The sequence below is a fragment of the Streptomyces dryopteridis genome (assembly GCF_049606955.1).
Classification (GTDB): Bacteria; Actinomycetota; Actinomycetes; order Streptomycetales; family Streptomycetaceae; genus Streptomyces.
In genome coordinates, this window is record NZ_CP187113.1 from 5,169,211 (window position 1) to 5,194,157 (window position 24,947).

The 24,947-nt window shown below is 74.4% G+C and carries 20 protein-coding genes, 1 tRNA gene and 1 pseudogene; 16 read left to right on the plus strand and 6 right to left on the minus strand.

Features of this window, described 5'->3' with window-relative positions; translation table 11 throughout:
- Positions 1–34 precede the first annotated feature (34 nt).
- Positions 35–1,690: an FAD-binding dehydrogenase gene (locus ACN20G_RS22160; protein WP_424214553.1), complete on the plus strand. Its 1,656-nt coding sequence runs from the start codon at positions 35–37 to the stop codon at positions 1,688–1,690.
- A gap of 85 nt (positions 1,691–1,775) precedes the next feature.
- Here ACN20G_RS22160 and ACN20G_RS22165 read toward each other — a convergent pair whose 3' ends face one another.
- The gene (locus ACN20G_RS22165) at positions 1,776–2,219 is read right to left on the minus strand and encodes an ASCH domain-containing protein (RefSeq protein WP_424214554.1); all 444 of its coding nucleotides are present in this window, start codon (positions 2,217–2,219) and stop codon (positions 1,776–1,778) included.
- Between the two features lie 240 nt (positions 2,220–2,459).
- Between ACN20G_RS22165 and ACN20G_RS22170 the strand changes: the two genes are divergently transcribed.
- From ACN20G_RS22170 to ACN20G_RS22190, 5 genes are all read left to right on the plus strand, one after another.
- Positions 2,460–3,416, plus strand: a complete 957-nt coding sequence (locus ACN20G_RS22170) for a hypothetical protein (RefSeq protein ID WP_424214555.1) — start codon at positions 2,460–2,462, stop codon at positions 3,414–3,416.
- A 100-nt stretch (positions 3,417–3,516) separates the two neighbouring features.
- Positions 3,517–5,064 carry an APC family permease gene (locus tag ACN20G_RS22175; RefSeq protein ID WP_424214556.1) on the plus strand — a complete coding sequence of 516 codons (1,548 nt, stop codon included), beginning with the start codon at positions 3,517–3,519 and terminating at the stop codon, positions 5,062–5,064.
- A gap of 260 nt (positions 5,065–5,324) precedes the next feature.
- Positions 5,325–6,803 carry an amino acid permease gene (locus ACN20G_RS22180; protein ID WP_424214557.1) on the plus strand — a complete coding sequence of 493 codons (1,479 nt, stop codon included), beginning with the start codon at positions 5,325–5,327 and terminating at the stop codon, positions 6,801–6,803.
- A gap of 798 nt (positions 6,804–7,601) precedes the next feature.
- The gene (locus ACN20G_RS22185) at positions 7,602–8,828 is read left to right on the plus strand and encodes an MFS transporter (protein WP_424214558.1); all 1,227 of its coding nucleotides are present in this window, start codon (positions 7,602–7,604) and stop codon (positions 8,826–8,828) included.
- 259 nt (positions 8,829–9,087) lie between these two features.
- Positions 9,088–9,834: a crotonobetainyl-CoA--carnitine CoA-transferase gene (locus ACN20G_RS22190; protein WP_424214559.1), complete on the plus strand. Its 747-nt coding sequence runs from the start codon at positions 9,088–9,090 to the stop codon at positions 9,832–9,834.
- A gap of 168 nt (positions 9,835–10,002) precedes the next feature.
- Here ACN20G_RS22190 and ACN20G_RS22195 read toward each other — a convergent pair.
- Positions 10,003–10,090, minus strand: a tRNA-Leu gene (locus ACN20G_RS22195).
- Positions 10,091–10,282: 192 nt separating this feature from the next.
- On the opposite strand from ACN20G_RS22195, the gene ACN20G_RS22200 reads away from it, so the two are divergent.
- The 3 genes from ACN20G_RS22200 (at position 10,283) to ACN20G_RS22210 (ending at position 13,045) form a co-directional block, all read left to right on the plus strand.
- Positions 10,283–11,608 carry a M20/M25/M40 family metallo-hydrolase gene (locus ACN20G_RS22200; protein ID WP_424214560.1) on the plus strand — a complete coding sequence of 442 codons (1,326 nt, stop codon included), beginning with the start codon at positions 10,283–10,285 and terminating at the stop codon, positions 11,606–11,608.
- A gap of 157 nt (positions 11,609–11,765) precedes the next feature.
- The gene (gene chpH / locus ACN20G_RS22205) at positions 11,766–11,999 is read left to right on the plus strand and encodes a chaplin ChpH (RefSeq protein WP_424214561.1); all 234 of its coding nucleotides are present in this window, start codon (positions 11,766–11,768) and stop codon (positions 11,997–11,999) included.
- A gap of 197 nt (positions 12,000–12,196) precedes the next feature.
- Positions 12,197–13,045: a chaplin family protein gene (locus ACN20G_RS22210; protein ID WP_424214562.1), complete on the plus strand. Its 849-nt coding sequence runs from the start codon at positions 12,197–12,199 to the stop codon at positions 13,043–13,045.
- 82 nt (positions 13,046–13,127) lie between these two features.
- Here the strand turns inward: ACN20G_RS22210 and ACN20G_RS22215 are convergent, their stop codons facing one another.
- Entirely contained in the window at positions 13,128–13,316 is a 189-nt protein-coding gene (locus ACN20G_RS22215) for a DUF5703 family protein (RefSeq protein ID WP_424214563.1), read from the minus strand.
- 47 nt (positions 13,317–13,363) lie between these two features.
- Between ACN20G_RS22215 and ACN20G_RS22220 the strand changes: the two genes are divergently transcribed.
- Positions 13,364–14,050, plus strand: coding sequence for a hypothetical protein (locus ACN20G_RS22220; protein ID WP_424214564.1), 687 nt, complete (start codon positions 13,364–13,366; stop codon positions 14,048–14,050).
- Between the two features lie 71 nt (positions 14,051–14,121).
- Here the strand turns inward: ACN20G_RS22220 and ACN20G_RS22225 are convergent, their stop codons facing one another.
- Positions 14,122–16,434 carry a helix-hairpin-helix domain-containing protein gene (locus tag ACN20G_RS22225; protein ID WP_424215636.1) on the minus strand — a complete coding sequence of 771 codons (2,313 nt, stop codon included), beginning with the start codon at positions 16,432–16,434 and terminating at the stop codon, positions 14,122–14,124.
- 422 nt (positions 16,435–16,856) lie between these two features.
- Positions 16,857–17,855: pseudogene (locus ACN20G_RS22230) on the minus strand (aldo/keto reductase).
- A 156-nt stretch (positions 17,856–18,011) separates the two neighbouring features.
- On the opposite strand from ACN20G_RS22230, the gene ACN20G_RS22235 reads away from it, so the two are divergent.
- Together ACN20G_RS22235 and ACN20G_RS22240 are read left to right on the plus strand one after the other, a co-directional pair.
- Positions 18,012–19,061: an LLM class F420-dependent oxidoreductase gene (locus ACN20G_RS22235; protein WP_424214565.1), complete on the plus strand. Its 1,050-nt coding sequence runs from the start codon at positions 18,012–18,014 to the stop codon at positions 19,059–19,061.
- A 318-nt stretch (positions 19,062–19,379) separates the two neighbouring features.
- Entirely contained in the window at positions 19,380–20,171 is a 792-nt protein-coding gene (locus tag ACN20G_RS22240; protein WP_424214566.1) for a ferritin-like domain-containing protein, read from the plus strand.
- A gap of 21 nt (positions 20,172–20,192) precedes the next feature.
- On the opposite strand, the gene ACN20G_RS22245 is transcribed toward ACN20G_RS22240, so the two are convergent.
- Positions 20,193–21,185, minus strand: coding sequence for a magnesium and cobalt transport protein CorA (locus ACN20G_RS22245; protein ID WP_424214567.1), 993 nt, complete (start codon positions 21,183–21,185; stop codon positions 20,193–20,195).
- A 79-nt stretch (positions 21,186–21,264) separates the two neighbouring features.
- Between ACN20G_RS22245 and ACN20G_RS22250 the strand changes: the two genes are divergently transcribed.
- The 4 genes from ACN20G_RS22250 to mshC all read left to right on the plus strand — a co-directional run bounded on the left by ACN20G_RS22250 (position 21,265) and on the right by mshC (position 24,942).
- The gene (locus ACN20G_RS22250; RefSeq protein WP_424214568.1) at positions 21,265–22,014 is read left to right on the plus strand and encodes a histidine phosphatase family protein; all 750 of its coding nucleotides are present in this window, start codon (positions 21,265–21,267) and stop codon (positions 22,012–22,014) included.
- Positions 22,015–22,094: 80 nt separating this feature from the next.
- Positions 22,095–22,685, plus strand: coding sequence for a DUF3090 domain-containing protein (locus tag ACN20G_RS22255; RefSeq protein ID WP_424214569.1), 591 nt, complete (start codon positions 22,095–22,097; stop codon positions 22,683–22,685).
- Positions 22,649–23,593 (plus strand): SCO1664 family protein, encoded by a 945-nt coding sequence (locus ACN20G_RS22260; protein ID WP_424215637.1) that lies wholly within the window; start codon positions 22,649–22,651, stop codon positions 23,591–23,593. Before ACN20G_RS22255 ends, ACN20G_RS22260 begins: the two co-directional genes overlap by 37 nt.
- A gap of 119 nt (positions 23,594–23,712) precedes the next feature.
- On the plus strand, positions 23,713–24,942 hold the full coding sequence (gene mshC, locus ACN20G_RS22265; RefSeq protein ID WP_424214570.1) for a cysteine--1-D-myo-inosityl 2-amino-2-deoxy-alpha-D-glucopyranoside ligase: 1,230 nt from the start codon (positions 23,713–23,715) through the stop codon (positions 24,940–24,942).
- The last annotated feature ends 5 nt before the right edge of the window (positions 24,943–24,947 follow it).

The following is a 24,947-nucleotide window of genomic DNA, read 5'->3' on the forward strand; positions in this document are numbered from 1 at the left end:
AGGATCTTCCCACCACCGAGGGAGGCCACCACCCATGGCATTCGACGCCGACGTCATCGTGATCGGGGCCGGCCTGTCCGGTCTCGTCGCCACCGCCGAGCTGGTCCGCGCCGGCCGCAAGGTGCTTCTGCTCGACCAGGAGTCCCGCGCCTCCCTGGGGGGCCAGGCGCACTGGTCCTTCGGCGGCATGTTCCTCGTGGACTCGCCCGAACAGCGCCGGATGCGGATCCGCGACAGCCGCGAACTCGCCCTCCAGGACTGGTTCGGCACCGCCGGCTTCGACCGGCCCGAGGACGACTGGGGACGCCGCTGGGCCGAGGCGTACGTGGACTTCGCCGCCGGCGAGAAACGCGCCTGGCTGCACGCGCGCGGGGTCCGCTTCTTCCCCGTGGTCGGCTGGGCCGAACGCGGCGGCTACGACGCCCGGGGCCACGGCAACTCCGTGCCCCGCTTCCACATCACCTGGGGCACCGGCCCCGGCATCGTCGAACCCTTCGCCCGCGCCGTCCGCGACGGGGTCACCCGCGGCCTGGTCCGGCTCGCCTTCCGCCACCGCGTCACCGGCCTCGCCCGCACCGCCGGCGTCCTCGACACCGTCACCGGCGACCTCCTCGCCCCCGACGACGCCGAACGCGGCGCCGCCACCAACCGCGAGGTGGTCGGCTCCTTCACGCACCGCGCCCAGGCCGTGATCGTCACCTCCGGCGGCATCGGCGGCAACCACGACCTCGTCCGCAAGGCATGGCCGGCCCGGCTCGGCACCCCGCCCGACCGCCTGCTCTCCGGGGTCCCCGCCCACGTGGACGGCCTGATGCTCGGCATCGCCGAGGCCGCCGGCGCCCACCACGTCAACCAGGACCGCATGTGGCACTACACCGAGGGCATCGGCAACTGGAGCCCGATCTGGGACAAGCACGGCATCCGCATCCTGCCCGGCCCCTCCTCCCTCTGGCTCGACGCCGAGGGCCGCCGACTGCCCGTGCCCCTCTTCCCCGGCTTCGACACCCTCGGCACCCTCGAACACATCCAGCGCACCGGCCACGACCACACCTGGTTCGTGCTCAACCAGCGGATCATCGGCAAGGAGTTCGGCCTCTCCGGCTCCGAACAGAACCCCGACCTCACCGGCAGGTCCGTCCGCCAAGTCGTCGACCGCGCCCGCCAGGCCGTCCCCGGACCCGTCAAGGCATTCATGGACCGGGGCGCCGACTTCCTCGTCGACCGCGACCTCGACCGCCTGGTCCGCCGGATGAACGCCCTCACCGGACTCGACCTCCTCGACCCCGCGGCCGTCCGCGAGGAGATCACCGCCCGCGACCGCGAGATCGCCAACCCCTTCACCAAGGACCTCCAGGTCACCGCCATCCACGGGGCCCGCCGCTACCTCGGCGACCGACTCATCCGCACCGCCGCCCCGCACCGCATCCTCGACCCCGCCGCCGGCCCCCTGATCGCCGTCCGCCTCTCCATCCTCACCCGCAAGTCCCTCGGCGGGCTTCAGACGGACCTCGACTCCCGGGTCCTGACCCCCGAGGGCGAACCCCTGCCCGGCCTGTACGCGGCGGGGGAGGCGGCGGGCTTCGGCGGCGGGGGAGTGCACGGCTACCGGGCCCTGGAGGGCACCTTCCTCGGCGGCTGCGTCTTCTCCGGCCGCGCCGCCGGCCGGGCCGCCGCCCGCGCCACCGCCTGAGCGGGCACGGGAACGGGAACGGGAACGGGAACGGGCCGGCGCGGAACCCCGCACCGGCCCGCCCCGGACACCGTCCGGCCCGCCCTCACCCCCCGACCGGCACCACCCGGAACCGCTCGCAGACCACCAAGGTCGCGTCGTCCACCCTGAACCCGGGATCGCCCAGCGCCTCCCGCATCGCCGCCGAGTGGAAGAACTCCTCGTGCGTCCGCCGCCACTCGGCCACCGTCACGTACCCCTCGCCCTCGTCCACCGCGTGCCGCGCGTCCACCTCCGCCACCGGCACCACCCGCGCCGCGACGATCTCCACCACCGCCACCGGCCGCTCCGCCGAATCGACCAGCAGACTCCGGTCCCCGACCCGCGGCAGCGGCTCCCCCTCCACCTCGTACTGGGCCAACAGCCCCGTGGTCGTGGTCTTCTCCCCGGACAACACCGCCGCCACCAGGCGATCGCGCAAGGGCCCGGGGAAACCGAGCTGGAAGGGCGGGAGGTCGAGGCCGTCGAAAGCGGCGGAAGGAGTCGTCATGGCCGCACCGTACGCAGCCCGAGCCCGGGCGAACCACCGAATTCCGACCCCCCAACCCCCGCCATACCGGCCAACTGACCCCGGTCTGAAACCAGTTGAATTGCGCCGGCCTGCCCGCCCCGAACTTGACGCGGAGCTGTGCCCACCGGTTTGCTGTGCGTGATCTTCTCCGTACGGCCGATCACGGCCGCCCGGATCTCTCGTCGACCCCCGGCCCGCGCCCATGGAGGGACAACGCGGATGACCCCGCCGCCCCCGCCCCTGGGCCGCCCGCGCAAGAAGGACGACCGGCTCTTCGACCCCGCCCTCGGCGACGAGGGCCTCGTCGACACCCGCGCCCAGTTCACCCAGGGCCGCTGGACCGCCGCCCGCGCCCTCCTCGCCGCCACGGGCGAGGACTGGGACCGCCGCGGCCACCGGGTCACCGTCCTCGCCGACACCCCCAACGCCGCCGTCTGGGCCCGCGAATGGCTCCTCGCCGAACCCGACAGCGCCGACGCCGTCCTCCTCCTCGCCTGCGCCGACGTCCACGGCGCCCTGCGCACCCGCGGCCCCCGGGTCACCCCCGAACACGCCGCCGACCTCTGCCTGCGCGCCGCGACCCTGCTCCCCGCCGACCCCACCCCCTGGCTCGCCCTCCTGATGCTCAGCCGCGCCCACGGCAGCTCCGAGGAATTCGGCCGCCACTTCGACCAGGTCCGCGTCCGCCACCCCGAACACCACCACGCCCACCACCTGATGGTCGCCCACCTCGCCGAACGCGGCGCCCGCACCGGCCCCGACCTGCTCCACGAGGTTTACGACTTCGCCGCCTGGGCCGCCGAGGAAGCCCCCGCCGACTCCCCCCTCGCCGTCCTCCCCGTCATCGCCCACGCCGAACGCTTCCGCGTCCTGGGCGCCGACCCCGACCCCGCCGGCGCCGACGTCACCGCCCACTGGTCCGGCCGCCGCGCCCGCCACATCCTGCGCGGCGCCTTCGACTGGTGGCTCGAATGGGAACGCGACGACCACCCCCGCAACCGGGTCGACCTCAACTTCCTCGCCCACGCGAAACTCGGCGAGGGCCGGCCCGCCGAGGCCGCCGCCCTCTTCCACCGGATCGGCCGGCACGCCACCCGCGCCCCCTGGTCCTACCCCGACCGGGACGCCCACGCCGCGTTCCTCGCCGCCCGCGAAGCGGCCCTCGGCACCGTCTGACCACCGCCCCACCCCCTCGCACGCACCACGCACCACGGCGCCCGCACCGCGCACCCGCCCACCGAAGAACCGCGCACGCACCCGAAAGGCAGGACCCGCCATGGCGACGGGCAGCTCCACCACGCTCACCTCCGATCCGGAGATACGCACCTACAAGGGACAGGACCGCGCCCTGCGCGCCGGCCGGCTCGGCACCGCCGGCCTGCTCCTGTCGGTGCTCGCCGCCAGCGCCCCCCTGATGGTGGTGGCCGGCGTGATGCCGACGACCTTCGGCGTCATGGGCATCGTCGGACTCCCGCTGCTCTTCGTGATCCTCGGCGTCATCCTCGCCCTGTTCGCCGTCGGCTACGCCGAGATGAGCCGGCACGTGCACAACGCCGGCGCCTTCTACGCCTACATCGCCCGGGGCCTGGGCCCCACCGCCGGCGCGAGCGCCTCCCTGGTGGCCCTCGTCGCCTACAGCGCCATGCAGGTCGGCGTCTACGGCATCCTCGGCTTCGAGGTCGCCGGACTCCTCGACACCTACCTCGGGCTCTCCGTGGCCTGGTGGATCCCCGCCCTGGCCGGCGTGGCCCTCACCGGAGCCCTCGGCTGGCTCAAGATCGACCTCAACGCCCGCGTGCTCGGCGTGCTCCTGGCCATCGAGACCGTCCTCGTCGTCGTCTTCGACGTGGTCGCCTTCGCCGACCCCGGCCCCGAGGGCGTCTCCCTGGCGGCCTTCGACCCGGCCACCCTCTCCGGCGCCGGCCTCGGCACCGCCCTGTGCTTCTGCATCGCCGCCTTCGTCGGCTTCGAGCAGTCCCCGGTCTACGCCGAGGAGACCAGCAAGCCGCAGATCGTCGTCTCCCGCGTCATGTTCCTGGCCATCGCCTTCGTCGCGGTCTTCTTCGCCATCAGCTCCTGGGCCCTGACCGTGGCCGCCGGCCCCGCCCAGGTCGTCGACTCCGCCCGCGAGACCGGCCCCCAGATGCTCTTCGCCCTCACCGAGTCCCGCCTGGGCACCGTCTTCACCGACGTGCTGCACGTGCTGTTCGTGACCGGCATGGTCGCCGCCATGCTCAGCTTCCACAACGTGGTCGCCCGCTACGCCTTCGCCATGGGCCGCGAGGGCCTGCTGCCCGCCGCCTTCGGCCGCACCAACCCCGGCACCGGCGCCCCCGCCACCGGCTCCCTGCTCCAGACCGCCGTCTCCGTCCTCGTCGTCGCCGCCTTCGCCCTCACCGACGACGCCCCCGCCGGCGACCCCACCACCCCCGTCGTGCACCTCTTCACGTGGATGGGCAGCGTCGGCGCCCTCGGTGTGATCCTCCTCATGGCCGCCGCCTCCGCCGCCGTCATCGCCTTCTTCGTCCGCCGGGGCACCGCCGGCGCCCAGGTCTGGCGCCTGATCGCCGCCGGCGCCTCCGGCGTCGCCCTGCTCGTCATCGCCGGCTACACCGTCAAGGACTTCGGCGTCCTCGTCGGCGCCGGCGAGGGCTCGGCCCTCTCCTGGGTGCTGCCCGGACTGATCCTCCTGGCCGCCCTGGCCGGGCTCGTCCTCGGTCTGGTCAAGAAGTCCCGCGACCCCGAGGCCCACGCCCGCATCGGCCTGGGCAACGAGGCGTTCCGCCTCGAACGCGCCGCCGCCGACACCCCGCCCGCGCCCTGACCCACCCCCGATCCACCCGGCGGCCCGGCCCCGGGACCACCGTCCCAACGGCCTTGTTTCGCACGCTTCCGCAGGCCCCCGACACCCGATTCGAAGGGTGTCGAGGGCCTGCGGCGTTAACGCTGGTTTTTTGCGGGTAGCGGGGGCTCGTGGTCTATTGGTGCGATCACACCACCGGAAGAGCCGGATCCGGATCCCCACCAGGGGCCCGGCAGGCCCTTCCACCTGCCTTGTCCCACCCACGAAGGCGACGTCCGTACATGAGCGACCGCACCCTCGCGAAGGAAGCGACCCCCACCCCGCCCCCGCGCGCCCCCCGGCACGTGGACGCGGGCGACGAGGGCTACAGCAAGGATCTCAAGCCCCGCCACATCAACATGATCGCCATCGGCGGGGCGATCGGCACCGGCCTCTTCCTCGGCGCCGGCGGCCGGCTCGCCGGCGCCGGCCCCTCCCTGGCCATCGCGTACGCGGTCTGCGGCGTCTTCGCCTTCTTCGTCGTCCGCGCCCTGGGCGAGCTGGTCCTCTACCGGCCCTCCTCCGGCGCCTTCGTCTCCTACGCCCGCGAGTTCATGGGCGAGAAGGGCGCGTACACGGCCGGCTGGCTGTACTTCCTGAACTGGTCGACCACCACGGTCGCCGACATCACCGCCGCCGCCACCTACGCCCACTTCTGGGCCATGTTCAGCGACGTCCCGCAGTGGATCCTCGCCATGATCGCCCTGTCGGTGGTCCTCACCGCGAACCTGATCTCGGTGAAGTACTTCGGCGAGATGGAGTTCTGGTTCTCCCTCGTCAAGGTCGCCGCCCTGACGATCTTCCTCATCGTGGGCATCTGGCTCGTCGCCACCAGCCACGAGATCGACGGCCACACCCCCGGCCTGTCCAGCATCACCGACAACGGCGGCCTCTTCCCCGTCGGCGTCCTGCCGATGCTCCTGGTCATCCAGGGCGTCGTCTTCGCCTACGCCTCCGTCGAACTGTGCGGCGTCGCCGCCGGCGAGACCGAGAACCCCGAGAAGATCATGCCGAAGGCCATCAACTCGATCATGTGGCGGGTCGGGATCTTCTACGTCGGCTCCGTGGTCCTGCTGGCCCTGCTGCTGCCCTACACGGCCTACTCCGACAAGCAGAGCCCCTTCGTCACCGTCTTCGACAAGCTCGGCGTCCCCGGAGCCGCGGGGATCATGAACCTGGTGGTCCTCACCGCCGCCCTCTCCTCCCTCAACTCCGGCCTCTACTCCACCGGCCGCATCCTGCGCTCGATGGCCCTGGCCGGCTCCGCCCCCAAGTTCACCGGCGTCATGAACAAGGGCAAGGTCCCCTACGGCGGCGTCCTGTTCACCGCCGCGTTCGGCGTCGCCGGCGTCGGCCTGAACTACTGGATGCCCGGCGAGGCGTTCGAGATCGTCCTCAACCTGGCCTCCCTCGGCATCCTCGGCACCTGGGCCATGGTCATGCTCTGCTCGCTGTTCTTCTGGCGCCGCGCGAAGGCCGGCCTCGTGGACCGCCCCTCCTACCGCCTGCCCTGGGCCCCGTACACCCAGATCGTCACCCTCTGCTTCCTCGTCACCGTCCTGGTCCTGATGTGGAGCGACGGCGGCGTGGGCCGCACCACGGTCATGCTGCTCCCGGCCATCGCCGCCGCCCTGGTCCTCGGCTGGTTCGCGGTCCGAGGCCGCGTCGCCACGATCGCGGCGGCCGCCGGCGCCGGCGACACCCCGCCCGCCGACAAGTAGCCCCACACCGCACCCACACCCCGGCCCCGGCCGCCCCTCACCAGGGGCCGCCGGGGCCGTTGTGCGTGAACATCCCGTGACGAGATCCGCCCGCCCGACGGCCCCTGTTCTGCCCATGTGTTCCACCGGATCGCGCCAACTTCTGTCCGAAACGTCCGGTCGCCGCGCGACCCCCCGCCCTCGGGTTGCCCGACAGTCGGGCAACCGGGGAGGAACCCATGAGCGCATATCCCTGAGAATCCCCCGAATTATCAGGACCCCGAACCGGCACCGACCACGGGCGCAAACCTCCCCAATCCCCGTGAACCGGGCGGCGTCGCGACTTCCGGCCCCATGATCCACTCACCCCCGGAAAGCACCCGCATTTGCTAGCGTGCGCCCGGTCGTGAAAGCCGCCCGCACGAAACTCCCGGGCGTCGTGTCCTCGACTCGGAGGGAATCGGAGGGAAAACGTGTCACGGAGCGAAAAGACCCGGCGGGGCGCACGCCCCGGCCCCGAGGAATCGACTTCCGAGACTTCCGGGACCTCCGGGAATTCCCCCACGACACCCCGGGACGACGCGCACGCACCCATGCGCCCCCCGATCGGGATTCCCGGGCGAGCGGATTCGCGCGGCCCACGGGAAAAACCGGCGGCCCCGCCCCCGTGCCCGAGCACGCCGCCCGGACGGCGCGCCCCGCGGGGCCGCCCGCACCCCCACCCCCACCCCTGAGCAGACCGCCCGCCCCGCCGCCCGGCCCCGCCGGTCCGCGGCCCCGGGTGGCCCCTTTCGAACACGAGACACGGCGCCACGAACCATGGACACCCCCCTCCCCACACCCGCACCCCCGCGCGTCGGCTACCGCGAGCTGTTGGCCCCCCGGCCCCGCCGCCTCCTGGTCGTCACCGGCGCCGTCTCCCGACTGCCCCTCGCCGGCGCGGGCATGGCGATCGTCCTCGCGACGAGCGGCGCCACCCGGTCGTACGGCCTGGCCGGCACGGCCTCGGCGCTGTACGTGGTCGCCTCGTCCGTCATGGCCCCCCTGCACGCCCGCCGGATGGACCGCACGGGCCAGCGCCGGATGCTGCTCCTCGCCGCCGGCGCCCAGACGGCCGCCCTCCTCTGCCTCGTGCTGTTCTGCCGGACGCCCGGGTGGTGGCAGGTCCCCGGGATCCTCGTGACCTCCGCCGCGGCCGGCGCCGCCCAGGTCGACATCGGCTCCGCGGTACGGGCCCGCTGGGCGTACGCCGTCCCGGACCGGGTCGCCCAACAGACGGCCTTCCTCCTCGAATCCGTGGTCGACGAGATGATGTTCGTCCTCGCGCCCATGGCCATCACCGCCGTGACGGTCACGCACAGCTGGGCGGCGCCCGCGATCGTCCTCGTCGGCCCCGTGGTGGGCTGGATGCTGCTGGCCCGTCAGACCGGCACGGAACCGCCGCCCCTGCCCGCCCCCGGCCCCCGGGGGAAGCGCGCCGTCTCCATGGCCGGCTCCCGTTCCCTCGTCGCGGCCTTCGTGGGCATCGGGACGTACTTCGGCTCCCTGGAGATCCTCGTGCTCGCCCTCGCCGACGCCGGCGGCGAACCCCGGTGGGCCGGCTACACCCTGGCCGCGTGGGCCCTCGGCAGCGCCTCGGCCGCCCTGCTCGCGGGGCCCCGCCTCGGCCGCCTGGCGCCCGAACGGGTCTTCGTGTCCGCGATCGCCTGGATGGCGGCGAGCGGTCTGCTCCTGCCCCTGGTCGGTGACGGGCTGCCCCTGGTGGGGGCCTGTTTCCTCTCCGGCGTCGGCGCCGCCCCCGCCATCGGATCTGGCTTCTCCCTCCTGCGCCGCCGGACCGCCGGCGCGGCCGAGGGGATGAGCTGGGCCTCGTCCGGCATGGGCGCGGGCACCACGATCGGGGCGTTCACGGGCGGCTGGCTGGCGGACCGGACCGGCGACGACGCGGCCTTCTGGCTGTGCGCGGCCTTCGGCGCGATCGCCTTGGCCCTCGCCTGGCGGGCGTTGTCGGAACACACCCCCGACGCGGCCGGCACTCCGCACTGACCCGCCACGGCCGTCTCCCCCGCGAACCCCGGGCACCCCGTTCGCGGTGGGCTCCCGTGCGCCCCGATTCCCGGGAGCCCCTTCGGGCGCCCCGGTCGAACGCCGAGTTTCCCCAAGCGAAAGGAGATGCCATCGTGATGGCGATACGAGGTCGATGTACGGGCGCCCGCGCGGCGTTCCCCATGAGGTCGACGAGCCCGTCGGAGCCGTCCCGCGAGCGCGTCGCGGCCCCGACCGCCCGCGCGAGGGGGTGGGCGGCGTGAAGGTCGACGCGGCGACCCTGGCCCGCCGGTACGAGGACGCGCGCGACCCGGGACGCCGGGTGCCCGACCCGGTCGACTTCGCGCTCGACCGCGACCTGTGCGTCTCCATCGCGGACTGGTACGACGGCGCCCCCGACTCCTGGGACCACCCGGAGTCCCGGCGCCAGTACGACGTCCTCAAAGCGGAGACCCTCCGCCAGTTCGAGGCCATGACCCGCGCGGGCGTCCGCGTCCGCCCCTGGCTCGGGGAGGGCCAGCCCTACCGGGACTCCGCGGAGTTACGGCGCGACGTCGCCGACTCCGGCGTCCTGTTCGTCTACCTCACCAGCGACGGCCACGGCACCGGCGGCTCGACCCCCGACGCGGTCTCCCACCCCATGGTCGAGCCCACCGACCACGTCGTCGACGGGGTTCGGTTCGCCCACAACGACGTCTTCCGCGCCGTCCACGACTTCTTCGGTCACGTGGCCCGGGGCAACCCCTTCACCGCCCGGGGCGAACACCTGGCGGCCTGGGACCACAGCCGCATGTATCCGGAGGATTGCCATCCGGCACTGCTCACGGAAACCCTCGGCCAAATCTGCTGGTTCTATTACGGCCCCCATCTCCGGGATTCCGACGGACGCGTTCCCCTGCCCGGTGCCCCGGGCTACACGCCGCCCAGCGGTCGCCCGTACTCACCGCAGAAGACCGTCCCGCTGCCGACCGAGTTCGTGTCCGCGTTCTTCTCCCTTTTCCCGTAGTCACCCCCCGCGGCTTTTCCGCCGGCTTTCCCGCGGGACGAACCGCCGGGAGCCGAATTCCGCCGCACCGTGAGCACGTCACCCCGCGCCCCTCGGCGCGGGGCGACCGGCCCCGCGCCGGGCCCCGGGCACACGAAGAAGGACCCCAGCGATGCTGGGGTCCTTCAGTGGTGTCCGAGGGGGGACTTGAACCCCCACGCCCGATAAAGGGCACTAGCACCTCAAGCTAGCGCGTCTGCCATTCCGCCACCCGGACAAGGTGTCTGTCGTGCGTCCCTCGCGGGCCGCTCCGACGAAGAGAACATTACCAGGGTTTCCGAGCACCCCGAGCACTCCCGCCCCCCCGTGCACCGCCTCCGACCTCGGGAGGGGTGTTGGGCGGCCGGGGCCCCCGGGGTGAGGATGGGGAGCAAGGGCAAGGCCGCATCGAGCAGTGGGAGGAAGCAGCGTGAGCGAGTCGAGCGCGGGACGCACCGTCTCCGGTGAGGACGAGGTCGTCGACCTCTGTCGGGACCTGATCCGGATCGACACCAGCAACTACGGCGACCACTCGGGTCCCGGCGAACGCAAGGCCGCGGAATGGGTCGCGGAGAAGCTCGCCGAGGTGGGCCTGGAACCGAAGATCATCGAGTCGCACAAGGGCCGGGCCTCCACCGTGGCCCGGATCGAGGGCGAGGACCCCTCCCGTCCGGCGCTCCTCATCCACGGCCACACCGACGTGGTGCCGGCCAACGCGGCCGACTGGACCCACGACCCCTTCGGCGGCGAGATCGCCGACGGCTGCGTCTGGGGCCGGGGCGCGGTCGACATGAAGGACATGGACGCGATGACCCTCGCGGTCGTCCGCGACCGGCTGCGCAGCGGCCGCAAGCCCCCGCGCGACATCGTGCTCGCGTTCCTCGCCGACGAGGAGGCCGGCGGCGTGTACGGCGCCCGGCACCTCGTGGACAACCACCGGGACCTGTTCGACGGGGTCACGGAGGCCATCGGCGAGGTCGGCGGCTTCTCGTTCACCGTCAACGAGAACCTGCGCCTGTACCTGGTGGAGACCGCGCAGAAGGGCATGCACTGGATGCGGCTCACCGTGGACGGCACCGCCGGCCACGGCTCCATGACCAACAACGACAACGCCATCACCGAGCTGTGCGAGGCCGTCGGCCGACTCGGCCGGCACCAGTGGCCGGTGCGCGTGACCAAGACGGTGCGCTCGTTCCTCGACGAGCTCTCCGACGCCCTGGGCACCCCGCTGGACCCGGACGACATGGACGCCACCCTCGCCAAGCTCGGCGGCATCGCCAAGATGGTCGGCGCCACCCTGCGCAACTCCGCGGCCCCCACCATGCTCGGCGCCGGCTACAAGGTGAACGTCATCCCCGGCCAGGCCACCGCCCACGTCGACGGCCGCTTCCTGCCCGGTTACGAGGACGAGTTCTTCGCCGACCTCGACCGGATCCTCGGCCCCCGGGTCCGCCGCGAGGACGTGCACGCCGACAAGGCGCTGGAGACCGAGTTCGACGGGAAGCTGGTCGACGCCATGCAGGGCGCGCTGCGGGCCGAGGACCCGATCGCCCGCGCCGTGCCGTACATGCTCTCCGGCGGCACCGACGCGAAGTCCTTCGACGACCTCGGCATCCGCTGCTTCGGCTTCGCGCCGCTCCAGCTCCCGCCGGAACTGGACTTCGCGGGCATGTTCCACGGGGTCGACGAGCGGGTGCCGGTGGACGGCCTCAAGTTCGGCGTCCGGGTGCTGGACCGGTTCATCGACAACTGCTGACCCCGCCCCGGGGAGGGACCCGGAGGGGAATCGGACGGGTGTGCGCGGACCACCGGGAAGAGTGAACCGACTCATACGCTCGTAGCCCCGGTGGAGCCTCCTCGTTACAGGTGGTGCGGCCCGCGGCTGGGACCGCATTTACCAACCAGGAGGAATCATGCTGAAGAAGGTTGTGGCCGTCGCCGCTGCCACCGGTGGTCTCGTTCTCGCGGGTGCCGGCCTCGCCGCCGCCGACGCGGGCGCGCAGGGTGCGGCCGTCGGTTCCCCCGGTGTCCTGTCGGGCAACGTCATCCAGGTCCCCGTCCACGTTCCCGTGAACGTGTGCGGCAACACCGTCAACGTGATCGGTCTGCTGAACCCCTCGTTCGGCAACACCTGCGTCAACGCCTGACACAGCTGAGCCCCGGGCTCCGGAACGCGCTCCACGCGTTCCGGGGCCCGTAGGGCTTTTCGGCCGTGTTTTCGGCCAATCTCGCGACAACATCTCGACGGTCCGGCGCGCGTGGCGGGGGAGCCACAGTGGTCACGGTGCCGGCCGGGACGGACCCGAGTCGGGGTCCGTCCGCACCCAGGGAGGGAAGCACGACAATGCGACGACAGATCGTCACCAAGCGCACCCTGTTCACGATGGCGGCGGCCGGCGGGGTCCTCGCCCTCGGCACCGGCTACGCCCAGGCGGGCACCGGCCCCGGGGCGGGAGCGGCGGGCCACGCGACGGGATCGCCCGGGGTGCTCTCCGGCAACACGGTGCAGGCGCCCGTGGACGCGCCGGTGAACCTGTGCGGCAACAGCGTGAGCGTGGTGGGACTGCTCAACCCGTCGTTCGGCAACACCTGCGGCAACGGACACGTCGGCAAGCCGAAGCCGAAGCCCCAACCGGAAGACCCCTGCGACCACCCGGGCCACCCGGGGCACCCGGGTCACCCCGGCAACCCGGGCACTCCGGGCAACCCCGGCACGCCCGGGAACCCCGGTACTCCCGGCAACCCGGGCACGCCTGGAAACCCCGGTACTCCCGGCAACCCGGGGACTCCGGGCAACCCCGGTACGCCCGGTACTCCGGGCAACCCCGGCACCCCTGGCAACCCGGGCACGCCCGGCAATCCGGGGACCCCCGGGAACCCGGGCACGCCGGGTAACCCCGGTACTCCGGGCAACCCCGGCACCCCTGGGAACCCGGGCACGCCGGGTAACCCCGGTACGCCGGGCAACCCCGGCACGCCGGGTACCCCTGGCAACCCCGGCACCCCGGGCAACCCCGGTACGCCGGCCACGCCCGGGAACCCCGGTACGCCGAACAACCCCGGTCCCCAGACCGGCCCGCAGCTCGCGCAGACCGGGGCCGACGGGGTCGCCACCGCCGCCCTGCCGCTCGCCGGCGGCCTCCTGCTCGGCGGCGCGGTGCTCTACCGGCGGGCCCGCCGGTCCGGCGTCTGATCCACCCGTCCACCGGCCCGACGGGCCGTGCGCACGGTGGTTCCGGGGCGTCCCGCGAGGGCGCTCCGGAACCTCCGGCGGGTCACCAGGTGGCCCGTACCTGACGGATGATCCGGCGGCGCAACCGCACTCTGCGGCTGCCGTCCCGGTGCAGCGTCAGCCGATCCAACTCCCAGTGCCCGTATTCGGCATGGTCGGTCAGCATGCGGGTGGCCTCCTTGCGAGGGACTCCGCGCGGCACGTACACGTCGACAAATTCGTATTCCGGCATCGAATCCATTGTGCGGGCAAGGGCCCGCTACGGATAGCGTCTGCACCATGTCTGATGCCGCTCTGCCCACCGTTGCCGAGGTACGCGCCGCCGCCGAGGCGGTCAAGGCCGCACTGGACCGTCACCTCGCGGCGGTCGAGAGCAGGTCCGGGGACGACGACCCGGCCGTCCACGCCGCCTTCAACGAACTCGCCGCCGCCGCGGAGGAGTACGACGAGCTCCTCTACGAACGCCACGACGAGGTGACCCCCTTCGAGATCCCCAGCCCGGAGGACGCCTTCCGCTACACCGGCCCCGCCGAACCCGTCGCGTTCAGCGTCCTGGTCCGCCGGGACTACGCGGTCAGCGAACCCCGGCGCCTGCTGGCCCAGGCCGAGCGGATCGCCGCCCACGACCGCGAGGTCGCCCAGCTCCACGACGGCACCGCCGCCGGGGCCCTCGGGGTCCTCTTCGACGAGTACGAGCCCGACGAGATCGCCGGTCGGGCCGCCGACTTCGGACTGGAGGAGGGGGACGCGACCCTGTGGGTCGTCGCCTCGGAGGAGGTGCCGGAACCGGGGGAGTGGCTGGATTCCCCCTTCGAACACACCGACCCCGGTCAGGTCCTGCACCGCTTCGACGCCAGTTCCGTCTTCGACGAGGACGAGGGCGACCTCGACGTCTCCGACGGTGACGTCGACGTCGACCCCGACGAGGACGCCGACGACGGGACGCCGGCCGGCGCCCGCCACTGAGCCCGCCGGACGCCGACGCGCGGGGGCCCCGGGAACCGTCACGGTTCCCGGGGCCCCCGCGCGTCCCGGCGTCAGCCGGCCTCGGGGGTCGGGGCCGTCGCCCGGGTCAGGGCCCGCAGCAGGCCCGTCAGCCGCGTGGACCGGGCCGGCACGTGCCGCTCCGCGACCGCGCGCGGCAGTTCGCGGTCCACGCCGTGCACCACCGACAGGTGCCGCCCGGCCCGGCCGAACGCCGTGTACACCCACTCGCGGGTCAGCCCCGCGCCCGCGTCCCCGGGCAGGACGACGACCACCGCCGCCGCCCGCGTCCCCACCGCCTGGTGTCCGGTGACCGCCCAGCCGTGCCGCAGCGCCCCGGCCGTCACCTGCTCCGGGGTCACCGCCACCGTCCCGTACGGGGCCGGGCAGTCCACGCGCAGGCCCGCCTCGTCCGCGCCCGTCACGCGGCCGGGCACGGCCCGGCCCGGCGCCGGCACGTACGCGACCAGGTCGCCCGGGTCGAAGCCCCCGAACCGGCCCGGTCCCGGGTTCAGCCGCTGCTTGAGGGCCGTGTTCAGGGCCCGGGTGCCCGCCGGTCCGCCGTGCCCCGGGGTCAGCACCCGCACCTCGTCGGCCGGTACCCCGAAGGCGCGCGGCACGGACTCGGTGACGAGCTGCACCGTGCGGTGCACCGCCTCGGCCGGCTCCCGCACCGGCACGATCACGATCTCCTTGTCGGGCGCGGGCACCTGCTGGAGCTCGCCGATCCCGATCCCCGACACCAGCTCGCCGAGCGGCCCGGGGTCCGGGGTGCGGGACGCGATCTGCGGGCACGCGCGGGAGGCCAGCAGGTCCGCGAAGACCCGGCCCGGCCCCGCCGAGCCGAGCACGACCGGATCGCCCGAGAGCACCAGCCGGGCCCCGTCCGGGACCGCCTCGACGAGCGCGGCGGCGGCCTCCACGTCGAGCTGGGGGGCGTCCAGCACCAGCAGCACGTCCACCGCGAGCCGGCCCTCCGCGTCCCGCGCCGGTCCCTCGACGCCCGCGATCAGCCCGGCCGTCGACACCGGGGCGTCGGTGGCCTCCGCGGCGTCGGCGGGGGCGTCGGGCGGGGTCGGCAGGGCCCAGGGGGCGTGCGCGGCCACGCAGACGCGCAGACCCAGCGTGCGCGCCGCGCGCGCCACCGCGAACACCTCGGCCCGCGCCGCCTCGCCGCCCGTGTGGGCCACCAGGCCGTGCGCGGCCACCGTGCGCACCAGGGCGCCGGCGGACACCCCCCGGGCCTCCTGGGCCACCCGTTCCCAGCCCGCGAGGTCCGGGCCGGCCGCCGCGTCGAAGGTGTTCACCAGGCGGGCGAGGGAGTCGGCGAGGCTCTCCTCGGCCAGGGCGAGGCGCTCGGAGCCGACGAGCACCCGCATGGGCACCTCGGCCTCCTCGCCGTCGTCACCCGTTCCGGTGGCGGAGCCGGTCCCGGTTGTGGGGGCGGGGGAGCCGGGGGCGGAGTCCTCCACGGGCTCGTGGAAGACGAGGACCTCGCCCTCCTCGGCGGCCTCGGCCAGCGCGCTCTCGGGGTCGGCGACGCCGAACCGGGCCAGGTCGGCGCGGAGGGACTCGGCGGTCACGGCGGTGTGCCCGGCCGTCGCGGCCCGCTCCAGCAGCCGGCCCAGCAGGGCGGCGCAGCGGCGCGGGTCGGCGGGGCCGGCCTCGGCGCCGAGGAGGGCGCGGGCGAAGCCGTCGGCCTGCTCGGAGGTCACCTCGGCCAGGTCCAGCAGCCGCCAGGGGTTGTCGGCCAACTCCTCGGCCGCGTGCGGCCCGAGCACGGCCGCGACCCGGTCGGCCAGGGCGCGGGGGGCGCCGCCGCGGGTCAGGACCCCGGCGACCTCCGCCACGGCCTCGGCGGCGGGCGGTGCGGCGGCCGGCGCCGGGGTGGGCGCGGGGACCGCGGGCCGGGCGGGCGCGGGCTCGGCGCGGCGGGGGGCCGGGGCGGGGGCCTCGTCGAAGACGGGGAGGTCCGGGCGGTCGCCGGACTCGACGGCGCGGACGGCGGCGAGCAGATCGGCGGCCTTGCCGCTGAGGGCGGCGCCGGCGGTGACGGGTTCGGTCCGAGCGGCCTTGCGGCGGGCGATCCGTTCCCGTTCGATCTTCTGCGCGGCGAGCTCGGCCGCGGCCTCGGACAACGCGGGCGCGGCCTCCCCGTCACCCTTCTCACCCCCGGCCACCTCGGCCGCGTCCCCGGCCCCGGCGTCGGCCGCGTCCCCGGCGTCGGCCGCGTCCCCGGCGTCGGCCCCGGCCTCGGCCGCGTCCCCGGCCTCCACCTCGGCCCCAGCCTCCGCCTCGGCCCTGGCGCCACCGTCGGCCTCAAGGTCGGCCCCGGTCTCCGTCTCGGTTCCGGCGTCGGCCTCCATGTCGGCCCCAGCGCCGGCCTCGGCCTGAACGTCGGTCCCGGCCGTGGTCCCGGCCTCGACCCCGGCCTCCGCGCCGGCCTCGGTCTGAACGTCGGTCTTGGCCTCGGCCTCGGTGTCGGCCGTGTCCTCGGCCTCGGCTCCAGGCTCGACCGTGTCCTCGGCCCCGGGCTTCGTCTCTGCCTCGGCGCCCGCTGCGGGTTCGGCCCCGGGCTTTGTCTCCGCCTCGGCTCCGGCTGCGGGCTCGGGCTTCGCCTCCGTTCCCGGCCTGGGCTCGGCCTGCGCCTGTGCCTCGGGCTCGGGCTCGGGTGTGGGGGAGGTTTCGGGGGTCGGGTCCTGCGGGTGTTCGGCCCCCGGGGCGGCGGCTTCGGGGCCGGCCGTGTCGGTGTCCGCCTCCGAGGGCGGCGTCCGGGTGGGGTCCGTGCTCACAGGGTGCTCCAGTCGTGGTCGGGGTAGCGGTGGACCGGGGCCGACACATCGGCCTGCGCCCGGCGGATCTCCTCGGGAAGACTAAGGCTCTCGACCGACAGGGCCGCGCCGAGCCGCACGACGGTCCGGGCCCACACGCTCGGGGCGGTGACCCCCCGGCCGGTCCCTTACCCACGCCGGGGCCATCTGAGCCGTGGTCACGGCCGAGCCCCGCGCGGCGGTGACGCCCGCGTCGGTGATCCGGTGTCCGGTGTCGCCCGGACAGGGTTCCGCGAACGCGGCCATCGTGTCCGAGCCGCACCGCGAGCCGCGGGGCACGTCCTCCCGGTACTTGCCGGTGGGCACGCTCCGGTCCGGCGGGGCGGGAGGAGGGCGGCAGGACGGGGCCGAGGTCCCGGCGGGCAGGCAGGCAGGCAGGAGTTCGCGTTCCGCGCCGCGCCGCACGGGGGAGTGCTCGACCCGGGCGCCGGCCGGGCGGGTGCGCGGGCCGGGCGCGGCGGTTGCCGGGTGGCGGCCTTGGCGAGCTGCCGCCCGCTGAGGCCGGCGCAGCCCGCGTACCGGGCCCGGCCGCCGTTCACGGCGAGATCGAGGGTGCCCGGGCCCGCCGCGTATCGGGCCCGGGCCCCGCTCACGGCGAGGTCGAGGGCGCCGGGGTTCTCCTCGGCCGGGGTGCGCGGGCGTGGCCCTGCCATGGCCACAGGTCCGCGTGGTCGGTGCCCGGCCGGGCCGGCGAGGGCGGCCGGCGGGAGTCGTCGTGGCCGCAGTCGGGTTCGGCGACCGCACCGGCCTCGTGCCCCGCCGGGTCCCGGCGACCGCACGAGGCCGTCGAGGAGCCGCCCGAGGTGGTGTTCGGCCTCGCCGCCGCCGTACGCGTCGGCGGTGTCCACGAGGGTGCCGCCGGTCTCCCGGAGGACCTTGAGCCGTTCGGCCGCCGCCTCCTCGCCCGCCTCCCGGCCCCAGGTCAGGGCGCCCGGGCCGATCCGGGGCCCGCGCAGGCCCGTGCGGTCCGGACGCCTCCGCTCCGCGTCTCGCGTCCTCGCAGGGAACGGGCCGCGTCCGGCCGTGGCCTGCCGGAACCGGGCGGGGCGCGCTAGAGTCCCCGCACCGGCACGTTACCGGCCGGTAAGCCAATCGAATCGAGGGGACGACCTATGCGGCTCGGCATCAATCTCGGCTACTGGGGTGCGGGCATGGACGCCGACAACCTCGCCGTCGCCCAGGAGGCCGACCGGCTCGGCTACGACGTCTGCTGGGCCGCCGAGGCGTACGGCTCCGACGCGCCGACCGTGCTGGCCTGGGTGGCCGCGCAGACCACCCGGATCGACGTGGGCTCCGCCATCCTCCAGATCCCGGCCCGCCAGCCCGCGATGACGGCGATGACCGCCGCCACCCTCGACTCCCTGACCGGCGGCCGGTTCCGGCTGGGCCTGGGCGTCTCCGGCCCGCAGGTCTCCGAGGGCTGGTACGGGGTCCGCTTCGACAAGCCGCTCTCGCGCACCCGCGAGTACGTGGAGATCGTCCGCAAGGCCATGAGCCGCGAGCGCCTGACCCACGAGGGCGAGCACTGGACCCTGCCGCTGCCCGAGGGCCCGGGCAAGCCGATCAAGCTCACCGTGCACCCCGTCCGCGAGCGGATCCCGCTGTACATCGCGGCCATCGGCCCGAAGAACCTGGAGCAGACCGGCGAGATCGCCGACGGCGCCCTGCTGATCTTCCCCTCCGCCGAGCACCTGGAGGAGACCGCGCTCGCCCCGCTGCGGGCCGGCCGCGCCAAGGCCGGGCTGACCCTCGACGGGTTCGACGTGTGCCCGACCGTGCCGCTGGCCGTCGGCGAGGACGTCGCCGCGCTCGCCGACACCTTCCGCCCCTACACCGCCCTGTACGTGGGCGGCATGGGCAGCCGGAAGCAGAACTTCTACAACCGGCTCGCCCAGCGCATGGGCTACGAGAAGGAGGCCGCCGAGATCCAGGACAAGTACCTGGCCGGCGACAAGCAGGGGGCGGCCGCGGCCGTTCCGCACTCCCTGATCGACTCCACCACTCTGCTCGGGTCCGTGGACCGCATCGCCGACGGGATGCGGGCCTACGCGGCGGCCGGCGTCACCACCCTGACCCTGGCCCCGGCCGGGTTCACCCGGGAGGAGCGGCTGACGGCGCTGCGCGCCGGGGTCGAGGCCCTGGAGCGGTCCGGCACGGCCTGATCCCCTCCCGCCCCGCACGGGAGCACCACGCACGGGAGCGTCACGCACGAGAGCGCCGACCGGGGGTCCGGTCGGCGCTCTCGTCGCTCCCGGGCGGGGAGCGGGGTCCGCGGCCGTGGTGGGGGCTCGGGGGTCTTCCCCGCCACGGCCGTCACCCCCCTCAACGCGCGGGGCGCCCGCGGGGTTACGCACCCCGCGTTCACCCCTTCGCGTCCGTCGAACGGCCGACCGGAGCAGTCCCTCCGGTTGCCCGGCCCCCGGGCCCGCCGTTGACTGGGCCGCAGGACCCGCCCGTACCCGCACGAAGGGGGTGTCGCCGTGCTCTCCGCCCGCGGCCTCTTCGAGGAGATCGTCGACAACGACGACTCCTACCGGCTGTTCTGCTCCATCGCCGCCGGCGGCGAGGCGCAGGGCGGTTGGGAGAACGCGCGGATCGCCGCGCTCGTCCCGCCTTCCCTCGCCGAGCTCGCGCCCAAGATCGTCCGGCACGGCGCCGACGAGGACAAGCACGGCCGGATCTTCGCCGCGCTGCTGCGCAAACGCGGCCTCGACCCCGTGCCCGTGCCCCCCGAGACCGACTACACGATGCTGCTGGAGCGCCGGGGCATCGGGCTGTCGCACGCCGTCCTGCGCGGGGCGGAGCCCCTCACCGAACGCGACGTGATCGTCTACCTCGCGCACAGCCGGGTCACCGAACAACGCGCCTCCGAACAGATGCGGCTGCTGCGCCGGCTCTTCGGCGACCACCCCGACCTCGGCCGCGCCGTCCGCGTGATCAGCGCCGACGAGGACAACCACCTCGCCTACTGCCACGAGGAACTGCTCCGCCTCAACGCCCGCGGCCACGGCCGGCTCATCCAACGGGTGCTGCGCACCTGCGCCCTGGCCGAGATCGCCGTCTACCGCGACGTCAGCCTGGCCGTGATGGACCACATGGGCCGCATCCTCGGCTGGTCGCCCGCCAAGGCCCGCACCCTGGCCGCCGGCATCCGCGCCGCGCACGCGTGGGAACGGTTCGCGGGCTGGCACCGGATGACCGACCTGCGTCCGCCCGCCCGTCGCGACGCCCTCGGCGGCCCCCTGCCCGCCCCCGTGCGCGGGCTCGTCTGAGCCGGGCCCGGCCGCGGGGGCTCAGAGCCAGCCGCGTCGCTTGAACATCCGGTGCAGGCCCACGCACAGTCCGGCCATCACCAGCAGCACCCCCGGGTAGCCCCACCACTGGCCCAGCTCGGGCATGTGCTCGAAGTTCATGCCGTAGATCCCGGCGACCATGGTGGGCACGGCCGCCATGGCCGCCCAGGCCGAGATCTTGCGCATGTCGTCGTTCTGTCGCACGCCCATCTGCGCCAGGTGCGCGGCGAGGGCGTCCGACAGCAGCCGGTCCAGGCCCTCCACGTACTCGTTGGCCTTGGTGAGGTGGTCGGCGACGTCCCGGAAGAAGGGCCGGGAGTGCTCGTGCACGAAGGGCACGGTGCCGAACGCGAGCCGGTCCATCGGCTGGGCGAGCGGGCCGGTGGCCCGACGGAACTCCAGCACCTGCCGCTTGAAGCCGTAGATCCGGGCCGCCGTGTTCTTGGCGTCGCCCGCGTTCGGGGCGAACACCTCCGCCTCCAGCTCCTCCAGGTCGGCCTGGAGCTCGGAGGCCACGTCGATGTAGTGGTCGACGACGGCGTCGGCCACGGCGTACAGCACGGCCGTGGGCCCGTGCCGCAGCACCTCCGGGTCCTCCTCCAGCCGGTGCCGGACCTCGGTCAGCGGGGCCCCGTCGCCGTGCCGGACGGTCACCACGAAGGAGTCCCCGATGAAGACCATCACCTCGTCGGCGGTGACGGTGTCGGTGTCGTCGTCGTAGCGCACCGGCTTGAGGACCACGAAGAGGGAGTCGTCGTACACCTCCAGCTTGGGCCGCTGGTGCGCGGTCAGGGCGTCCTCCACGGCCAGCGGGTGCAGTCCGAACTCGTCGCGGACGTGCTCGAACTCGTCCGCCGTCGGCTCGTGCATGCCCACCCACAGGAACGCGTCCCCGCGGGCGCGTGCCGCTTCGAGGGCGTCGGAGAGGTCCTCCGGCGCCGCGGTCCGCTCACCGTTCGCGTACATCGCGCAGTCCACCATCACGCCGCGCATTGTGCCCCGCCGCGAGCGCGTCACGCACCTCGTCGGGCCGCGGGTCGGCGCGCCGTCCGCTGCCCGTACCCTGGGCCCCATGGCCACGCTGATCCTCGTACGACACGGGCGTTCCACCGCCAACACCGCCGGGGTGCTCGCCGGCCGGACGCCGGGGGTGCACCTCGACGAGCGGGGCCGGGAGCAGGCCGCGGCCCTGCCCGGCCGGCTGGCCGGGGTCCCGGTGGACGCCGTGGTCAGCAGCCCGTTGGAGCGCTGCCGCGAGACGATCGCGCCGCTGCTCGCCGACCGCCCCGGCACCCCGCTGCACGTGGAGGAGCGGATCTCGGAGTGCGACTACGGCGACTGGGCCGGTCGCAAGCTCGGCGAGTTGACGGACGAGCCGCTGATGCGGATCGTGCAGCAGCACCCCTCCGCCGCCGCGTTCCCCGGCGGCGAGTCCATGCGCGCGATGCAGGCGCGGGCGGTGGACGCGGCTCGGGAGTGGAACGAGCGGATCGAGGCCGAGCACGGCCCGGAGGCCGCGTTCGTGATGTGCTCGCACGGGGACATCGTGAAGTCCCTGGTGGCCGACGCCCTGGGCATGCACCTGGACCTCTTCCAGCGGATCCAGGTCGACCCCTGCTCGGTCACCGTCATCCGCTACACCCCCGTCCGGCCCTTCCTGCTGCGGCTCGGGGACACCGGGGAACTGTCCGGGATCGCCGCCCGCCGGGTGCCCGCCGACGCCGATCCGGCGGCCGGCGCCGCCTCCGGGGACGAAACGCCCGAAGCCGGGACGACGGGGGCGGGCGACGCCGTCGTGGGCGGTGGTGCGGGCGCTGCGTGATCGCCGGGCGCAGTAGGGTGGACCGACCGGGCGTCGACCCGGCACCCGCCCCCCTGTCGCCGAGACCTGGAGTTCCGGACGTGCCTCGTCAGGTGTTCCTCTACGACCCCCCGGACCGTTTCGTGGCCGGCACGGTCGGCCTGCCCGGGCGCCGCACCTTCTTCCTCCAGGCCACCGCCGGACACCGGGTGACCAGCGTGTCCCTGGAGAAGACCCAGGTCGCCGCGCTGGCCGAACGGATGGACGAACTGCTCGACGAGGTGGTCCGGCGCACCGGCGGCAACGCGGCGGTGCCCGCGATGGCCACCACCGAGTCCGCCGACACCGCGCCGCTGGACGTGCCGGTCGAGGAGGAGTTCCGGGTCGGGACCATGGCGCTGGCCTGGGACGGCGAGGAACAGCGCATGATCGTCGAGGCGCAGGCCCTGGTGGAACTCGACGCGGAGTCCGAGGAGGACCTCGCCGAGGCCGAGGAGCGCCTGCTCCAGGACGAGGAGAACGGGCCGCCGATGCTGCGGGTCCGCCTCACCGGGGCCCAGGCCCGGGCCTTCGCCAAGCGCGCTCTGGACGTGGTCAACGCCGGCCGCGCCCCGTGCCCGCTGTGCAGTCTCCCGCTCGACCCCGAGGGCCACGTCTGCCCGCGCCAGAACGGCTACCGGCGGCAGGCGTGAGCACCGTGACCGGCATCGAGGAACTGTTGGCCGAGGGGGAGCTGACGGTTCTGGGCCGGATCCCGCAAGCCTCCAACGCGGTCCTGCTGTGCACCGTCACCCGTGACGGCGCCGGCGTCGAGTGCGTGTACAAGCCCGTCAAGGGCGAGCGGCCGCTGTGGGACTTCCCCGACGGCAACCTCGCCCGCCGCGAGCGCGCCGCCTACCTGGTGTCCGAGGCCACCGGCTGGGGGCTGGTGCCCCCGACCGTGCTGCGCGACGGGCCCTACGGCGAGGGCATGGTCCAGCTGTGGCTCGACGCGGCCGGCGGCGCCCCCGAGGGCGAAGGGGTCGAAGGGGGCGAGGCGACCGACGAGAGCGGGGCCGGCGGCGGGCCCGACACCGAGGCCGCTGCCGGGCCCGAGCCGATCGGCGGGCCGCCCGGGGCCTCGCTGCTGGCGCTGGTGGACGGCGAGGAGGCGGGGGAGGGCTGGCGCCCGGTGGCCTTCGCCGAGGTCGGCGAGGGCCGCACCGCGCTCCTCGTGCACGCCGACGACGAACGGCTGCGCCGGCTCGCCGTCCTGGACGCCGTCATCAACAACGGCGACCGCAAGGGCGGGCACCTGCTGCCCACCCCCGACGGCCGGCTGTACGGCATCGACCACGGAGTGAGTTTTCACACGGACGACAAGCTCCGCACCCTGCTGTGGGGATGGGCCGGGGAACCCCTCACCGAGGAGGCGCTGACGGTTCTCGGCCGGCTTTCCGGGGAACTGGCCGAGGGCGGCCCGCTCGCCACCCGTCTGGCCGAACTGATCACCGGGGCGGAGCTGGACGCCGTACGGGCCCGCGTGGCCGCCCTGCTGGCCGCCCGGACCCATCCCAGCCCCTCGGGGGAGTGGCCCCCGATCCCCTGGCCCCCGGTCTGACCGGCCCGAACGCCACGTGTATCGCCTGCCACACCGGGGGCGAAACCACAAGAGAGCGCTTTCGGCCGATGACCGGATCCGGTTCGTTTCCGGAACATCCGTGCGGTTAGTCTCATGACATGCATGCCTGGCCCGCTTCTGAGGTTCCCGCCCTGCCCGGCAAGGGCCGCGACCTCCGGATCCACGACACCGCGACCCGGGGGACCGTCACCCTGGTCCCCGGTCCCGTCGCCCGCATCTACGTCTGCGGGATCACCCCGTACGACGCGACCCACCTGGGTCACGCGGCGACCTACAACGCGTTCGACCTCGTTCAGCGCGTGTGGCTCGACACCAAGCGGCAGGTCCACTACGTCCAGAACGTCACCGACGTGGACGACCCGCTGCTGGAGCGGGCCGTGCGCGACGGCGAGGACTGGGAGGCGCTCGCCGAACGCGAGACCGCCCTCTTCCGCGAGGACATGACCGCCCTGCGGATGCTCCCCCCGCGCCACTACATCGGCGCGGTCGAGGCCATACCGGCGATCGTCCCCCTCGTGGAACGGCTCCGCGACGCCGGCGCCGCCTACGAACTCGACGGCGACGTGTACTTCTCCGTCGAGTCCGACGCCCACTTCGGCGAGGTCTCCCACCTCGACGCCGAGGCCATGCGGATCCTCTCCGCCGAACGCGGCGGCGACCCCGACCGCGAGGGCAAGAAGAACCCCCTCGACCCGATGCTGTGGATGGCCGCCCGCGAGGGCGAACCCAGCTGGGACGGCGCCAGCCTCGGCCGGGGCCGCCCCGGCTGGCACATCGAGTGCGTCGCCATCGCCCTGCAACACCTGGGCATGGGCTTCGACGTGCAGGGCGGCGGCTCCGACCTGATCTTCCCGCACCACGAGATGGGCGCCTCCCACGCCCAGGTCCTCACCGGCGAGTTCCCCATGGCCTCCGCCTACGTGCACGCCGGGATGGTCGGCCTCGACGGCGAGAAGATGTCCAAGTCCCGCGGCAACCTCGTCTTCGTCTCCGCGCTCCGCCGCGCCGGCGTCGACCCGGCCGCGATCCGCCTGGCCCTGCTCTCCCGCCACTACCGGGCCGACTGGGAGTGGACCGACGCCGTCCTCGACGAGGCCGTCGCGCGCCTCGACCGCTGGCGCGCCGCCGTCTCCCGCCCCGACGGCCTGCCGGCCGACGCGCTCCTCGAAGAGGTCCGCGAGGCCCTCGCCGACGACCTCGACGCCCCGGCCGCCCTCGCGGCCGTGGACCGCTGGGCCGAGGCGCAGCTCGCCGACGGCGGCGAGGACGAGGCCGCCCCCGGCCTGGTCTCCCGCACCGTCGACGCCCTGCTCGGCGTCGCCCTCTAGCCACG

Coding starts and splice junctions, on each gene's coding strand:
- mshC (WP_424214570.1), top strand. CDS start 23,713: ATGCATGCCTGGCCCGCTTCTGAGGTTCCCGCCCTGCCCGGCAAGGGC.
- ACN20G_RS22160 (WP_424214553.1), top strand. CDS start 35: ATGGCATTCGACGCCGACGTCATCGTGATCGGGGCCGGCCTGTCCGGT.
- ACN20G_RS22250 (WP_424214568.1), top strand. CDS start 21,265: ATGGCCACGCTGATCCTCGTACGACACGGGCGTTCCACCGCCAACACC.
- ACN20G_RS22165 (WP_424214554.1), bottom strand. CDS start 2,219: ATGACGACTCCTTCCGCCGCTTTCGACGGCCTCGACCTCCCGCCCTTC.
- ACN20G_RS22175 (WP_424214556.1), top strand. CDS start 3,517: ATGGCGACGGGCAGCTCCACCACGCTCACCTCCGATCCGGAGATACGC.
- ACN20G_RS22220 (WP_424214564.1), top strand. CDS start 13,364: ATGTCTGATGCCGCTCTGCCCACCGTTGCCGAGGTACGCGCCGCCGCC.
- ACN20G_RS22225 (WP_424215636.1), bottom strand. CDS start 16,434: ATGGAGGCCGACGCCGGAACCGAGACGGAGACCGGGGCCGACCTTGAG.
- ACN20G_RS22235 (WP_424214565.1), top strand. CDS start 18,012: ATGCGGCTCGGCATCAATCTCGGCTACTGGGGTGCGGGCATGGACGCC.
- ACN20G_RS22185 (WP_424214558.1), top strand. CDS start 7,602: ATGGACACCCCCCTCCCCACACCCGCACCCCCGCGCGTCGGCTACCGC.
- ACN20G_RS22170 (WP_424214555.1), top strand. CDS start 2,460: ATGACCCCGCCGCCCCCGCCCCTGGGCCGCCCGCGCAAGAAGGACGAC.
- ACN20G_RS22245 (WP_424214567.1), bottom strand. CDS start 21,185: ATGCGCGGCGTGATGGTGGACTGCGCGATGTACGCGAACGGTGAGCGG.
- chpH (WP_424214561.1), top strand. CDS start 11,766: ATGCTGAAGAAGGTTGTGGCCGTCGCCGCTGCCACCGGTGGTCTCGTT.
- ACN20G_RS22210 (WP_424214562.1), top strand. CDS start 12,197: ATGCGACGACAGATCGTCACCAAGCGCACCCTGTTCACGATGGCGGCG.
- ACN20G_RS22180 (WP_424214557.1), top strand. CDS start 5,325: ATGAGCGACCGCACCCTCGCGAAGGAAGCGACCCCCACCCCGCCCCCG.
- ACN20G_RS22215 (WP_424214563.1), bottom strand. CDS start 13,316: ATGCCGGAATACGAATTTGTCGACGTGTACGTGCCGCGCGGAGTCCCT.